The organism is Methylomonas sp. BW4-1 (assembly GCF_052474385.1).
This window is the reverse complement of record NZ_CP184125.1, coordinates 503,493-517,885: the sequence shown is the minus strand read 5'-3', so window position 1 is coordinate 517,885 and position 14,393 is coordinate 503,493. Positions and strand designations below refer to the sequence as shown.

Sequence of the window (14,393 nt, the reverse complement as noted above, 5' to 3'; positions counted from 1 at the left end):
TTTAACACAGCCGCTATCCGCTAAAAATACGTACTGCTACTTAGATTGAAGATAAGATTGACAGGGCTAATTTTTCGCCAGCATACTTCCGCGCGAACTGGGGTAAGAAGCCAACTCTAGGCATAGATTTTCACAAACTAAGGCCGGCTATTTCGGCTTATGCCCGGGTTAAGATCCGGTTGTCGCCTCCCGCTGTTGCCGAAACAGGGCTTCTCGGCTAGCCACATCCGTATAACAGGGCTTGTGTTACAACCATCGAAAGAATGCCTGAAGCGGTCTAAATTCTGTCCAAAATAGAAGATGTCTCATGACTGACGAGCGCTGTAAGTCTGCACACCCTGACAATACTGTTCGACAAAAAGCTCAGAACAGACACCCAAACTCAAGCAAAACCAACTGTTCCCTGGATGCTCCGGAGAAAATTTTAAATGAGCTGCAAGTACGACTGCTTGAATTAGAAACCCAAAATCAATCGCTGATTCAGGCGCGAGACCGCTTCCAGCATCTTTACGATTTCGCCCCGCACGCCTGCCTCACACTCAGCCCGGACCAGCGAATATCCACCATCAACTTTGCGGCCGCCGCCTTGTTGGGTGGTGAGCGTCAACACTTAATTGGCCGTCATTTTTCAAGCTTGATTGCCGATCAAAGCCGCGACTTTTGGCAACGGCATTTATTGCAGATTCAGCAACTTAGCGAAAATCAGCCTTGCGAAGTGCCAATGCTGCGTGGCGATAACGCTGTATTTCCTGCCAGACTCGACTGCCTGATGCTCACCGGTCTCGCCGACCAGCCGGAACTGCGTATTAACCTCACCGATCTCAGTCGACAATCACAAACAGAATCCTCGGTGCATGCGCAAAGCCCGGCACTGTGCGCGGCACTTATACAAGCCGCGCGGGATGCCATTGTCTGCATCGACGCAAAACACCGTGTCGTATTATGCAATCCCGCAGCCGGCAAGTTGTTCGGCTGCCGCGCAGATCAAGCCATTGGTAACGCGATCGAATGCTTTATTCCGGCTGGTTTTCCGGCCATTTATATAGCACCAACAGGCGATAGCGATCATCAGTCTAAAGAACTTCGCACAGTAACCGGTTTGCGCGCTAACGGCGAAGAGTTTCTTATAGAAGCCGTGATTTCCGAGATCGACACTAACCAGCAAACCTTGTATTGCCTTGTCCTGCGCAATGCAGACGGACGCAGCCCACTACCAGCCGAACATCATTTACAGGATCAGCTGTCCAAAGTGGCGGCTTCCGTACCCGGCGTTATTTGTTCTTTTCGTTTGGCTGCGGATGGCTCAGCCAGCATGCCTTATGCCAGTCAGGCGCTTGAATCTTTGTACGGACTGCCGCCCGAAGCGGTGGCCGAGGACTTTAGTCCGGTATTTGCCAGGGTGCATCCCGACGACATCAAACTGATCAACGAAACCATCAGCGAATCGGCGCGCAGCCTGACGCCTTGGCGCGACACCTTTCGCTACCAACACCCTAGTAAAGGCGAAATCTGGATTGAAGGTCATTCCATGCCGATGCGGGAACAGGGCGGCAGCATTTTGTGGCATGGCTATCTCCAAGATATTACCGCGCGAAAGCAGGCTGAATCGGTCTATCGCGACCAGGATAGGGAACTACAACTGATCATGGATGCCACGCCGGCGCTGATCGCCTATTTGGATGTCGATTTTCGCTATGTACGGGTAAATGCGACATATGAACACTGGTTCGGCATCTCTCCGGAACAGGTTATCGGCCGCACCGTGCCGGAAATTCTGGGTGGCGCGGCCTGGGACATAGTCCGCCCGTATCTGGAGCGGGCTTTGGCGGGCGAGCCGGTTAGTTTTGACCAGCAAATTCCTTATGGCAACGGCAAACCCCGCTGGGTGCATGCGACCTATATTCCCAATGCCGATGAAGCCGGCAGGTTGAAAGGTATTGTGGTGCATGTGATCGACATCGAAGAGCGCAAACTGTCAGAGCAGAAAATTGCCTTATTGAACCAACGCTTGGAACGCCGTCTGGAGGAAATGCAGGTTATTTACAACACGGTACCCATTGGACTCGCCATCGCCAACGACAATAGCGGGCAACATATCCGCGGAAATCGGGCGAATGAGAAGATGCTGGGCGTGCCCCCCACCTCGGAACTTTCACTATCGAGCCCAACCCCGCCGGCCATCACAGTATTGCAAAACGGCTACCCGCTGGCCGCTGAAGATCTGCCGATTCAGCGTGCTTGCCGGGGAGAAGTGGTGAGCGACGAGACGCTGGATATAGTCCGCCCGGACGGCAAAGTGATTACCGTGGTATCCAATGCATCGCCCTTGCTGGACAATAATGGGCAGCCGCGCGGGGCCGTTGGCGCATTTTTGGATATTACACCGCTGAAAGTCGCTGATGACGCCCTGCGCCGTAACGAGGCTTTCGTACGCTGCGTTCTGAATTCGCTGCCCGCACATGTGGCAGTACTGGATGATAGCGGCTTGGTGACGACGGTCAACGCGCCCTGGGATTGCTTTGCTATCGAGAACGGCGGTTCGTCCAGTCAATTGTCGGAAGGCGCCAATTACCTTGAAGTTTGCCGCCGCTCGTCGGCGGCAGGCGACCGGGACGCACAAAAGGCTTTGACCGGCCTTGAAAGCCTGATAGCGGGCCATCAACAGGAATTTATGATGGAATATCCCTGTCGAACCGCGCTGGGCGAGCTTTGGTTTATGATGCACGCCAAACGCATTACCCAAGGTTTCCAGGGTATGATTATCACCCATGTAGACATTACCGAACTGAAACGCACCCACGCGGAATTGCGGCATACCGAGACCCGCCTGGCACTGATCATCGACGAAGTGAATGCCGGGTATTGGGACTGGGATTTGGTCTCGCAAACCTTATTTCTCTCGCCGGAATGGAAACGGCAAATCGGTTTTGACGACCATGAGATGCAGAACCGCTGGGAGGAATGGGAATCTCGCTTGCATCCGGATGATCGGGCATGGGTCCTGGCAAGCACCAAAGACTACCTGTCCGGGCATGTATCCGCTTACGAACTGGAATTCCGCTTACGCCACAAGAATGGCTCCTACCGCTGGATCCATTCGCGCGGCAGCTTATTGAATGATAAAAATAATCGGCCTTATCGATTGCTGGGCATCAATTTCGACATCACCGACTATAAACTGACCCGGGAATTGAGCGAACGCCGAAATCGGATGGAACAGTCATTTCGAGTATCGTTGGCGACGCAGACGATAGCGGCGATTGCCCACGAATTAAACCAACCCCTGGCCGCTATTTCCTCTTATGCCGACGTGGCGTTGCGCCTCTACCAATCGGAAAAACCGGATTCCCAAAAACTCAACCACGTACTGGAAGCCTGTGTGCAACAAGCTCAGCGTGCCGGCGAAGTCATCAGACAATTATTTAGCCATTTGAATAAAACCGAGGCCGTCGGTGAACGGGTCGATATTAACTTTCTCGTGACAGAAGCCTGCGCGTTTATAAAAAACGACAAAACCCTAGACACTTTAAACATAGAACTGAACCTTGCCGCCGACTTACCGCAGACCACGGTCAATGCACTGCAAATTCAAAAGGTGCTGGTCAATCTGATCATTAATGGTCTGGAAGCGATGCAGGAACACGGTAAGCTCGCCGAGGTATTGCGCATTACCACCGGCCGATACGCCGACGATCCTGATATGGCGGTAGTCTGTGTTTGTGACAGCGGCAAAGGCCTGACGGACGCCACTGCCCTGAAAATGCTGTTTCAACCCTTTTACTCGACTAAACCCGCGGGACTGGGAATGGGTTTGGCCATCAGCCGAGCCCTAATTCAGGCCCACGGCGGGAATATGTGGGCGGAGCGGAATGTCGGCGACGGCCTAAGCCTGTTCTTTACCTTACCGTTTGCGAAATGAATACTCAGCCCTGCGTATTCGTGGTGGACGACGATGATGCGGTCCGCGACAGCTTGGGTTTGGTATTTGAAACCGCGGGCCTCCCGTATCAAACATTTGCCAGTGCCGAGTGCTTTCTGGAAAGCTATTCTCCGGAGCAGCCAGGCTGCCTGGTGCTGGATGTCAACATGCCGGGTCTGGATGGTCACGAGTTGCAAGCCGAACTTATCCGCCGCCACATCCAGCTTCCCATTATTTTCCTGACCGCCTATGGCGACATACCGATGACAGTGCGCGCGATGAAGGCGGGAGCTGTTGATTTTCTGACCAAACCGGTCAGCACCGAACTATTGCTCGACAGAGTACAGGCCGCGCTACAGCTTGAAGTCAACACTCACGCACAGGCCAATAAAGGGCAAGCGCTGTGTAATCGGCTAAGCGGGCTGACGTCACGCGAACTTGAGATTATGGGGATGGTGGTGGCTGGTCTAACCAACAAAGAAATAGCCAGGCGTTTGGGGATTAGTCACCGCACCGTTGAAATCCACCGCGCCAAGGTGATGGAGAAAACCGGCGCGCCGAATCTGCTGGAGCTCGCCCGCATCTATGCGGCCTGCCGGCTTTGAGTGTCTCTATCCCGTTACCCTGCCCTTCGCTACCCTTGTTCCTATGCCGGCGGAAGGCCGATAGCCCCAAATGCACGTTATTAATAGAGCTGATGAATATTACTAATTTAACAAATCCTGTTTTTTGACTTACCGTATGCCGGCGTCAAGTAAAACCCCATATACAAGACCCGTTAGCAATACCAAATCCGAAAATAGGTGTAACGATGGCTAGAGAAAAACTGACTACTGCTCAAATAAATCTGCTGAATAAATGCCCTAAGGAATGGGCTGTCGTACCGGTTGGATCCACTAATAAAACATTGATTGCGCTCATGAAAAAAGGCTTGGTCGATTCGCGGCTATTAATCAATACATTGTTCCCGGAGCTGTCCAGGTGCGAATGGCGCATAGCGCCATAGCCGCCAAAACAATAAAAAGCGCTTGCAGGCCTGGGTTGTTCGGCGGAATAAGACATAGCCAAAAATGTCTCCCGGATTTTTGGATCGCCATCCAAATTGCTGGTGATGACTGATCAACTGCCGCGGTTAGCGGGAACTTTGTCCAGTAAAATGACATCCGAAAACTAAGTTTGATTGAGCATTTGGGCCGGTACATTTAAAATCCCTACCTAGATACTCAGATTTTCTTGGGAAGTTTATTATTTTGGTCGAATGTTATTTAGGAACTATTTTTTCAACATCAATTCGCCGGTTGTCCTCTACAGCATTCGTGTATGCGGCGGCATAGGTCAGTGGTAGCCACTATGATGACTAGCGATGATTCGGCGCGCCGCCGAGGGGCGCGCCGTCAGCAAGAACGTCGGACTAATCCGTTCGCCTTCAACTCCGCAGAGTGGATCGCATTTGTGCAACAGCAATATGTGCTGTGGCCAAAACAAGACCGACGGGTATTAGATCGCCGGCGCGCCGAGCGCCGCGAGATTGATCGTCGCGCTGGAATGCGCGACGCGGAGCGGGAAATCCCGTTTCAACGCACCCGCTGGTTTTCGGCTGAGCATATCCTCAACGACGAAGAAAAGCTGATGATTCAGGCTTTATTTGCGGAAGAAGACTAGCCTGACACGGGCCGCATCAGCGCAGCACGATGTCCGCCGGATGCCTGACCTGCAAGGCAAAACGCTGTTTCGAGCGTCTCACCCAGCCCCTCACTTCCACGTCTTTGCCTACATAGGTTTCCAGCGGCGGAAACAACCCCGCCGATATTGGCTCGACACTGATGGATACCGCATCGGAGAATTGCAGGTAGCTGTGTTTCGCTGTGTTTTTGAGCGCGCGGATGCGTCCTGTTAAGCGTTTCCAACCCTGGTAATTCCCCTCATCTAGCAGTTCCGCAGCCAGCGGCGCGTAGGCTTGGTCCCCCCAAATCCCTAATTTGGCTTGCTCGGCACTGCGCTGAGCCGACAGCAAGCTGTCGAGATATTTGAAATTCGGCGGAAAAATGTTAACCGTGGCCAATCCGCGTTTCACCAGTTCCAGATTGATATGCTCCTTGTCCTCGGTAAACACGTAGGCCAAAGTGCGCTGATATTTGTCCTGTTTTTCCACATCGCCTTGCAGGAATACCTTCTGATGCTCCAACTTTTGCTTCAACCAGGCCTTGGCCTGCTCGCCGCCGGCTTCCGCTGACTTGTTACGGCCGGCAACCTCCGGGGTATTGATCCCCAAAAAACGGACTTTCTGGCCATCGCTTAATAAGATAGTATCGCCATCGAACACCTTTTCTACCCGATAAAAGGCGACGCCGGGATCGATGCTTAAGACTTTGGCGTTTTCATTGCCATGGTCGGCATAATGGCGACGACCTTGCGGATCGGTCCATTGATAGACTTCAGCGTTTACTAAAGCCGGCAATATCGCCAACAGCCAGAGACAGTGTTTAGTGCTTTTCTTCATTTTTTTCGATCACCATGACTAACCAACAGATTATCGCCGCTACGCAGGCCTGGCTAAAAACTTTTGTTATTGAATACAATATTTGCCCGTTTGCCCGCCGCGAGCAGGAGAAAGGCAGTATTCGCTATCAGGTCGTGTCGAGCAACAGCATTGAGGATAGCCTGGAAGCGGTCATTGCCGAGTGCGTGCATCTCGATTCCGAGCCCGACACCGAAACCACCTTACTGATATTTAATGAGGCGTTTGCCGACTTCGAAGATTTCCTGGATTTGCTGGCTATCGCCGAGCAATTGCTGATTGATCAAGGCTACGAAGGCATCTACCAATTGGCTAGTTTTCACCCGGACTATTGCTTTGCGCAAACGCCGACAAACGATCCCAGCAATTACACCAACCGTTCCCCCTACCCCATGCTGCATCTGATTCGCGAAGAAAGCATCGAAAAAGCCGTCGCCAGTCATCCCGACCCGGAGGGTATTCCAGACCGAAATATTGCGCTGACCCGCGAATTGGGTCTGGAAAAATTGCGGGCGATTGTCAATGCCTGCTACCAAAAGTAGCGAAAACCTTTACCCGTATGCGTTCGGTTTTCTCGTTTCAAGATTAGCCGAGTTCTGATACGGCAAAGCGGCGGCGCAAAATAAGTCTTTCGAATTGTTGTTACGTTAGGATTGCATAGAGCCGTTCACGAGATAACTCGACTCGCGCCGGTTTATGCGCGGCCATCTCAGCGGCTCACTTTGAGTCCTCGGCTTTTTAGCAATTGCCGAATTTAGGTGATAATTTATAGCCGGGAGTGGGCACATGAAACAACGTTTTCCAAGAATATCGGCATTTGGGTTGGCAATCGCCGCTGGCTTGGTCGGTATCTTGGGATTTGTGGCGCTGATGGGCTTGAGCCTGCAGCAAGAGCGCGATAACCACATAGAACACGCGCGTATCGAAACAGCAAATATCGCTCTGGTTCTGGAGGGGCATGCGCTGGCCACCCTACAAAAAATCGATCTGATTCTGAAAAATCTTCAGGGGCATATTCGACCCGAGGACATGCGCAGCAGCCAATTCGATAACGCCGTTGAAAACCATGCTATGCAAGCCTTGCTGCAGGAAAAGGCCAACGATATTCAGCAAGCGGCGGTGATCGAGATCGGCGGAATCCAGATATTCAATACCAACGGCGATTGTATCTACAGTTCTATCGATGCTCAGCCAGCCATCAATGTCGCCGACAAAGAAAGCTTTCAATTTCATAGGGATCATCGCCAGACTGGCTTACACATTTCCCCGCCGGAAATATCACGTACTCTGGGCATCTGGCATATCTCCCTGACCCGGCGTATCGATTTTCCCGACGGCGGCTTTGCCGGATACGTTAACGTCATCGTGCAATTGAGTTCGTTCGAAAGTTTTTACGCGACGTTGAACCTTGGCGAGCACGGCGCGGTTTTACTCCGCGACGAACAGATGCGGCTTTGGGCTCGCCATCCGCATCTGGAAGCCAATCTAGGCAAAACCATGCCTAACCACCCCCTGCACCAATACATCGCCCAGGGCATAACCCACGGCTCCTATCTACAGCCCGGCCCGGGCGATGGCGTTAAACGCCTCTATAGCTTTCGGCGGGTCGGCGATTATCCTTTGTACGTGCTGGCGGCCATCGCCGAACAGGACTATCTGGCCGAATGGCGGAAACATTTGGCCTGGTACGGCATGGCCGGACTCGTCATTTTGATCGCTTCGTTAGTATTAGCCTTGGTTGCGCGGCACAGCCGTTTGAAATGGCAGAACGACGAAAGAAATTACCGCTACATTATCGAGAATGCACCGGTCGGCATTTTTCAGAGAAACTTTGCAGGTCAGTTTAGCTTTCTGAATCTCACTTTGGCACGCCAATTGGATTGCGACTCCGTCGATACCTTTCTGCAACATTATGTGCCGGCCGAGAAGCTGTGGGCCGATCTCGATCAATTGAAGTTGTTTTATCAGTTGCTGCAGACAAATAAAGAGGTACGCGGCTTTGAAGCGCAAGCGGTGCTCGTAACCGGGCAAACTAAATGGTTCTCGATGTCCGCTTATCTGGATGAAGAAAACGGACAGATCAACGGTTTTACGCTTGACATTACCGAACGTAAGCAAGTCGAAGAGCAGCTCAAAACATCGGAAGAGCGTCTGCGCTTGACGATGGATGTGGCGCAAATCGGCATTTTCGATTGGGACGTCAAAAAGGACAGTTTCGAGATGTCACCGATTTATTTCACCATGCTGGGCTATCAAGCAAAACCCGGCCCCGGTGATCGTAACGAATGGCTGGAGCGCCTCCATCCCGACGACAGAGCCGGCATCGCCGAAAAAATTGCGGCCGTATTGTCGAAACGCGCCAATGCCTACAGTTACGAAGCCAGGATGCGCCATGCCAACGGCAGCTATCGCTGGATCAGTGTTAAAGCATTCTGCGTGCAGCGCGGCGAAGACGGCATGGTTAGCCGTATCCTGGGCATACGTATGGACATCACCGACCGCAAACGCTACGAAGTCGAATTGGAGCACTACAAAAATCATCTCGAACACCTGGTAAACGAGCGCACGACGGAGTTGTTGGACGCCAGGAAACAAGCCGAAAGTGCCAACCTGGCCAAATCCGATTTCTTGGCGAACATGAGCCACGAGATACGTACCCCGATGAACGCCATCATCGGCCTGACGCAACTGGCACTGGATACCGAGCTGAACCGGAAGCAACACGATTACCTCAGCAAGGTATTGAATTCATCGCGAGCCTTACTGGGTATTCTGAATGACATTCTCGATTACTCAAAAATCGAAGCCGGGCGCATAGACATTGAGGCCATCGAATTCAGCTTGGAAGACATACTGCGGGCGACGGCAGACTTGTTCTCCATCCGTGCCGATGAAAAAGGCCTAGAGCTGTTCATCGAAATAGCACAGGATGTGCCCGATCAATTGCAGGGTGATCCGCTCCGCCTCAGCCAAATCATTAACAACCTGGTCGGCAACGCCATTAAATTCACCCATCAAGGCGAAGTCCACCTTCGCGTCGAGACTCAGGAAAGAACGGACAATGCCATACGCCTGCGTTTTGCGGTAAGAGATACCGGCATCGGCATCACGGCCGAACAAGCCAGCCAACTGTTTCAGCCTTTCGCGCAGGCCGACGCCGGCATCACCCGCAAATTCGGCGGCACCGGCTTGGGGCTAACGATCTCGAAACGCCTGGTGGAATTGATGGCGGGAGAAATCACCCTGGAGAGCGAACCCGAATCCGGCAGTACCTTTGCCTTTACGGTTAGACTAGGCCTGCCGGCCGGCGTTTCGTCCAGCGAGCAGACACAGGGCTGGCGTTTGCAGGGTTTATGCCCCATGCGCACCCTGGTGGTCGACGATCAGGAAACTTCACTGACGATACTGCGCTCGATTTTGGAAAGTTGGCAATTCGAAGTGGCGACGGCTGATTCGGGCGAAACAGGTTTACGCTTGTTCGCCGAAGCGGCGCGATGCGGCAAACCCTTTGAGCTGTTGTTATTGGATTGGAAAATGCCCGGCATGAACGGTCTGGAACTAGCCGAGACCATAGCCCATGACGAGCATAACAGCCGGCCGCCAATATCCATCATGATCACGGCGTATGAGCGCGAGGCGCTGGCCAAGTCGGCCGGCAACATTCCAGTGGACGCGATCATCGCCAAGCCGGTCACGCCCTCCAGCCTGCTCAACACCCTGATCCAACTACAACGAAACGAAACCAGCCAACCTGTACCCGCCGCCGAAGTATTCAACGCCACCCGAACCACGCTGGCAGCTATCCGCGGCGCGCGGATTTTGCTGGTCGAGGATAATCAACTCAATCAACAGGTGGCACAGGAATTTCTGATTAAAGGCGGCTTGGCGGTCACGACTGCCAACAATGGCCTGGAGGCCTTGGCATGCCTGGAGAAATCCCATTTCGATGCGGTGTTGATGGACCTGCATATGCCGGTGCTGGATGGTCTGGAGGCCACCCGCAAGATTCGCCAATTGCCGGCGTTAAAGGAATTGCCCATCATTGCCATGACTGCGGCGGCGATGAATCAGGATAAAGAGGCCTGCGTAGCGGCCGGCATGAATGACCACATCGCCAAGCCGGTCGAACCGGAAGAACTCGCCAATGCGCTGGCGAGGTGGATCAAGCCCAAACCCGCTACGGCGCAGCAGGAAAAAGCTGCCGACATTCGCCCGGATACCAAGGCGATTGCCCAACTCGAGAGCCATCTGCCAGGCGTGGCGGTGCAAGCGGCTTTGGCCCGGCTGGGAGGCAACATCGCCCTTTACCGGCGCCTATTGCTGGCGTTTGCCGAACAGTATCGGAACGCTGCAACGCTATTGCACCAACGGCTTGCCGATGGCGATTCGGAGCAACTGTTTTTACTCGCTCACAGCCTGAAAGGCGAGGCCGGCAATTTAGGCCTCGGCGCGCTTCAAGCCTCAGCCGACCGACTGTGCCGGATGCTCAAAGGCGGAGAGGAGAGGAATTTGACGGCGCAAATGGAACTACTTACACAGGAATGCGAGGCGGCACTCCTGTTATTGAGTCAGTCATTAGAAGATGCTGACGATAGGCGGCTTGCCTTATCGGTTAATTCAGAAAAACTGTTTAAACATGCCAATCTGCTGCCCGACCTACAGAAATTGCTTCGCCAATTGAAAACTAAGAATCTGGATGCCCGGTATTCGGTCACCGATCTCGCCGACAAGATAGGCGATCATGAACTCGCCTTGGAATTTGCGGAAATTGCGCAAGCGACACAAGAATTGCGCTACGATGCAGCATTGATTGCATTAGAGAAACTCTTAGAGGGCAATAGCTGGACAGACCATGAATAGCCAAGATAAACGACCGAAAATACTGATCGTAGACGACTCCTTAAATAACATCGAGGTGTTGAGCAACATCTTGGGCAAGGGATACAGCACCCGCTTTGCCAGCGATGGCTCCGAGGCTTTGGCGCTGATCGGCCGCGACGCGCCGGACCTGATATTACTGGATGTCGTCATGCCGGGCATCGACGGCTTCGAGGTTTGTAAGCAACTTAAAGCCAACCTCGCGACTCGTGATATTCCGGTGATTTTTCTGACCAGCTTGGATAGCGCCGTGGACGAGGAGTGCGGTCTGTCACTGGGCGCCGAGGATTTTATTCACAAACCGGCATCCGCGCCGGTGGTGTTGGCCCGGGTCCGTAATCATCTGGCCCTGGCCACCACCAGGCGCGAGCTGAAACAGCATAACGACAATCTTGAGCAATTGGTGGCCGAGCGCACGGCAGAGTTGTTCCGCAAAGATCGGCAGCTAATCGCCGCGCAAAGCTCCATCATCGCCGCTTTTTGTGCCTTGGCAGAAGTCAGGGACAACGAGACCGGCAACCATATACGCCGTACCCAACGATACGTGCAGCTGTTGGCCGAACGGTTGCGCACCAATGCTCGCTATAGTCTCACCGATGGCGACATCGAACTGTTGTTTAAATCCGCGCCTCTGCACGACATCGGCAAGGTTGCCATTCCCGATGCGATACTGCTTAAGCCGGGAAAACTATCGCCGGATGAATGGACGATTATGAAAACGCACTGCGCGGAGGGAAGGTCTGCCATCTTGTCGGCGGCCCGGGATTTTGGCGACAGTGACTGGTCGTTTTTAAATTACGCGGTGGAGATCGCTTATTGCCACCATGAAAGATGGGATGGCGCCGGTTATCCGCAAGGGCTTTCCGGAGAGCAAATCCCGCTGAGCGCCCGTTTGATGGCAGTCGCCGACGTTTACGACGCACTGATCAGCAAACGGGTTTATAAAGAAGCGTATCCCCACGAAGAAGCGGTGCGGCTGATCGCTAAAGGCCGGGGAACGCACTTCGATCCGGATGTCACCGATGCCTTTTTGGCTATCGCCGAGGCATTCGATGAAACCGCTCAGCGCTACCAGGATGTCGGCGACGCCAAGCCTGCCATGGAAACCAAAGCGCATTCGCTATCAGCTAAATCCTGAAAGACATAGCAAGGTTCATCTTGCCGGTACAACAAACAACCTGGACGGAAAAACCCGATTAATGCCAACGTGCATCAAATAGCTTGCTTTCATCCCCTATCCGCGGACAAAAACGGATTGGCTATATGGAAAACCGCGCAGATGGTCAATCTGGCTCATTCAGACCTAAAACCCCGCTAAGCCTTGGCGCGCAAGGGTATTCAAGTTTGAATGGCCTAATAACTTATGAGTAGTAATCAAAATCCTCTTTTTTCTCTATCTTGAAGCCCGGCTCGACATTGATTTCAATATCCTTGAGTTTGGTTTTTTCCGGGGCCGGCGTAGCGCGTACCTCCTCCATAAACGCCTTGAACCAAGGGGCATTAATCACGCCGGCCATATCGTCGTCTTGCAATATATTTTGTTCGTCGGGCAAACTACCAAATTCCCTGGCGGTTTGCAGTGCGGCCAAGCAGGCGTCGTTATCGCCGCGCAACGCATAAACGCAGGCCAGATTGTAAGCCGCGCTGCCTTTTTGAATGGCGCAGGCCTTCTCGAAAAAATCTTCCGCCAAATCGTAAAGGTCGGGCTTCGCCGCCTCGGCACTGATGCGGGCCAATTCCATAAATGCTACGCCGCCGTCTATCGCCGCCCCCAAATAGTTAGGCGAAATCAATAAGCAAAAAGAAAACTTGGAAATGGCATCTTCGTAAATTTCAATAGCGGCTTTCGGTTCTTGAGTCCGGGCTTCGTGTAATAGCCCAAATCCCCAGTGATACAGCGCTTCTGAGACGATCAAATGGTCGGCAATGACATTAGCAAAGCCTTGATACGCACCCTTGTATAGTTGCTCGGCTTTGCTGCCTTCGCTTTTACGGGCCTGGGCAACTTGCTTAATCGCCGCGTCCAGGGTGGAACGCTTTTTAAATGAACTCAATAGCGACATTGATGAATCCTCACTTCTGTTTTATAAACCGGGTTACGATAAAATAGCTGGGCATACTACAACATCCCAACCGGAAAATGTTAATGAACGACTCTCTCCCCGATCTGGAAAAAGCCAAGGTGAATTTGGAAACCTCGTCCATTCCCTGGGCCGAGTTGCAACGATTTTTCGCGGCCGGCCTGGCAATCTCGGTTGCAAAGGATCTGGATCTGGTAGAAGTGGCTTATCAGTTCTCGCGCGACAACAAGGCGCAAGTTGAGCAATGGCTGGAAGCCGGCCTAATCGGTCATGTTTCGGATCGACAGGCCGGCGAATGGATCAGTGCCAACAGTTCGGTGTGGGCTGTGGTGGTCAGGCCCTGGGTGTTAGTTCAGGCAAATACTTGCGCGCCAGCCAGTAATCCACACTGACAAACCGGCCGCCGCCCAGGAAAAACAAAGCCAACAACATGACGAAATAGGTGGCGGCAAACTCTATCCCGTTATTCAGTATCACCAAGGCGCCGTTCTCGGTCAGCCATTGATAGTCGCCCTGCACTTGTAAAATTTCCTTGGCCCGCTCCAGTCGCTCTATCGCGCCTATCGTGCGATCGGTGGCAAAAATGCCGCTACCGGCCGCAATGGCCAACCAGCCGTTTTGGAGATGCGCGCTGACCGCTGCGACCACCATGATGATCATCAATGGCAAAGTGATAGGCCGGGTGGCAAAACCTAACAGTAAAAACAAGGCGCCGACGATTTCAAATAGCGCGACCAGAAACACCAACACATACGGCGCCGGCAAACCCAAACCCCATTCAGCATTACCAAACCACTCGGCCGTGTCGGAAAAATTGGCAAATTTTTTGGTCCCCGCCATCCAAAATACCGGTGCCAAATACAGCCGCAGCAACAGCGGCGCCAAAAAGTCCACGCATTTAGCCGTATCGCAACTGCGTTGCGACAGTTGCATAATCCCCGGTAGTTTATCGATAACCACCGCCATTAACGCAGTAAAAGACGTATTATTCATATTC

General features: G+C 52.9%; 10 protein-coding genes. 7 read left to right on the top strand and 3 right to left on the bottom strand.

Going from position 1 to position 14,393, the window contains the following annotated elements; all coding sequences use genetic code 11:
* The first annotated feature begins 307 nt into the window (after positions 1–307).
* The 3 genes from ACH5Y9_RS02305 to ACH5Y9_RS02295 all read left to right on the top strand — a co-directional run bounded on the left by ACH5Y9_RS02305 (position 308) and on the right by ACH5Y9_RS02295 (position 5,581).
* A complete protein-coding gene (locus ACH5Y9_RS02305) occupies positions 308–3,919 on the top strand; it encodes a PAS domain S-box protein (RefSeq protein WP_445368364.1) in 3,612 nt (1,203 codons plus the stop codon).
* Positions 3,916–4,524: a response regulator transcription factor gene (locus ACH5Y9_RS02300; RefSeq protein ID WP_445368363.1), complete on the top strand. Its 609-nt coding sequence runs from the start codon at positions 3,916–3,918 to the stop codon at positions 4,522–4,524. The genes ACH5Y9_RS02305 and ACH5Y9_RS02300 overlap by 4 nt, the downstream gene beginning before the upstream one ends.
* A gap of 745 nt (positions 4,525–5,269) precedes the next feature.
* On the top strand, positions 5,270–5,581 hold the full coding sequence (locus tag ACH5Y9_RS02295; protein WP_020485256.1) for a hypothetical protein: 312 nt from the start codon (positions 5,270–5,272) through the stop codon (positions 5,579–5,581).
* A 16-nt stretch (positions 5,582–5,597) separates the two neighbouring features.
* Here ACH5Y9_RS02295 and ACH5Y9_RS02290 read toward each other — a convergent pair whose 3' ends face one another.
* Positions 5,598–6,419, bottom strand: a complete 822-nt coding sequence (locus ACH5Y9_RS02290; protein WP_445368362.1) for a thermonuclease family protein — start codon at positions 6,417–6,419, stop codon at positions 5,598–5,600.
* Positions 6,420–6,433: 14 nt separating this feature from the next.
* On the opposite strand from ACH5Y9_RS02290, the gene ACH5Y9_RS02285 reads away from it, so the two are divergent.
* The 3 genes from ACH5Y9_RS02285 to ACH5Y9_RS02275 all read left to right on the top strand — a co-directional run bounded on the left by ACH5Y9_RS02285 (position 6,434) and on the right by ACH5Y9_RS02275 (position 12,453).
* The gene (locus ACH5Y9_RS02285) at positions 6,434–6,979 is read left to right on the top strand and encodes a DUF1415 domain-containing protein (protein WP_445368361.1); all 546 of its coding nucleotides are present in this window, start codon (positions 6,434–6,436) and stop codon (positions 6,977–6,979) included.
* Between the two features lie 244 nt (positions 6,980–7,223).
* Entirely contained in the window at positions 7,224–11,297 is a 4,074-nt protein-coding gene (locus tag ACH5Y9_RS02280) for a response regulator (protein WP_445368360.1), read from the top strand.
* Complete coding sequence (locus ACH5Y9_RS02275) at positions 11,290–12,453, top strand: response regulator (protein WP_101054884.1); 1,164 nt, start codon at positions 11,290–11,292, stop codon at positions 12,451–12,453. The genes ACH5Y9_RS02280 and ACH5Y9_RS02275 overlap by 8 nt, the downstream gene beginning before the upstream one ends.
* A 223-nt stretch (positions 12,454–12,676) precedes the next feature.
* Here ACH5Y9_RS02275 and ACH5Y9_RS02270 read toward each other — a convergent pair whose 3' ends face one another.
* Complete coding sequence (locus tag ACH5Y9_RS02270) at positions 12,677–13,378, bottom strand: TPR end-of-group domain-containing protein (RefSeq protein WP_205451005.1); 702 nt, start codon at positions 13,376–13,378, stop codon at positions 12,677–12,679.
* 83 nt (positions 13,379–13,461) lie between these two features.
* Between ACH5Y9_RS02270 and ACH5Y9_RS02265 the strand changes: the two genes are divergently transcribed.
* On the top strand, positions 13,462–13,788 hold the full coding sequence (locus tag ACH5Y9_RS02265) for a DUF2288 domain-containing protein (protein WP_445368359.1): 327 nt from the start codon (positions 13,462–13,464) through the stop codon (positions 13,786–13,788).
* Here ACH5Y9_RS02265 and ACH5Y9_RS02260 read toward each other — a convergent pair.
* Positions 13,730–14,389, bottom strand: a complete 660-nt coding sequence (locus ACH5Y9_RS02260) for an HvfX family Cu-binding RiPP maturation protein (RefSeq protein WP_445368358.1) — start codon at positions 14,387–14,389, stop codon at positions 13,730–13,732. The two genes, ACH5Y9_RS02265 and ACH5Y9_RS02260, sit on opposite strands and share 59 nt — an antisense overlap.
* Positions 14,390–14,393: the final 4 nt, after the last annotated feature.

Bases quoted from the DNA above. Each gene is read 5' to 3' on its own strand.
- ACH5Y9_RS02295 (WP_020485256.1), top strand. From the start codon at position 5,270: ATGATGACTAGCGATGATTCGGCGCGCCGCCGAGGGGCGCGCCGTCAG.
- ACH5Y9_RS02265 (WP_445368359.1), top strand. From the start codon at position 13,462: ATGAACGACTCTCTCCCCGATCTGGAAAAAGCCAAGGTGAATTTGGAA.
- ACH5Y9_RS02305 (WP_445368364.1), top strand. From the start codon at position 308: ATGACTGACGAGCGCTGTAAGTCTGCACACCCTGACAATACTGTTCGA.
- ACH5Y9_RS02285 (WP_445368361.1), top strand. From the start codon at position 6,434: ATGACTAACCAACAGATTATCGCCGCTACGCAGGCCTGGCTAAAAACT.
- ACH5Y9_RS02260 (WP_445368358.1), bottom strand. From the start codon at position 14,389: ATGAATAATACGTCTTTTACTGCGTTAATGGCGGTGGTTATCGATAAA.
- ACH5Y9_RS02275 (WP_101054884.1), top strand. From the start codon at position 11,290: ATGAATAGCCAAGATAAACGACCGAAAATACTGATCGTAGACGACTCC.
- ACH5Y9_RS02300 (WP_445368363.1), top strand. From the start codon at position 3,916: ATGAATACTCAGCCCTGCGTATTCGTGGTGGACGACGATGATGCGGTC.
- ACH5Y9_RS02270 (WP_205451005.1), bottom strand. From the start codon at position 13,378: ATGTCGCTATTGAGTTCATTTAAAAAGCGTTCCACCCTGGACGCGGCG.
- ACH5Y9_RS02280 (WP_445368360.1), top strand. From the start codon at position 7,224: ATGAAACAACGTTTTCCAAGAATATCGGCATTTGGGTTGGCAATCGCC.
- ACH5Y9_RS02290 (WP_445368362.1), bottom strand. From the start codon at position 6,419: ATGAAGAAAAGCACTAAACACTGTCTCTGGCTGTTGGCGATATTGCCG.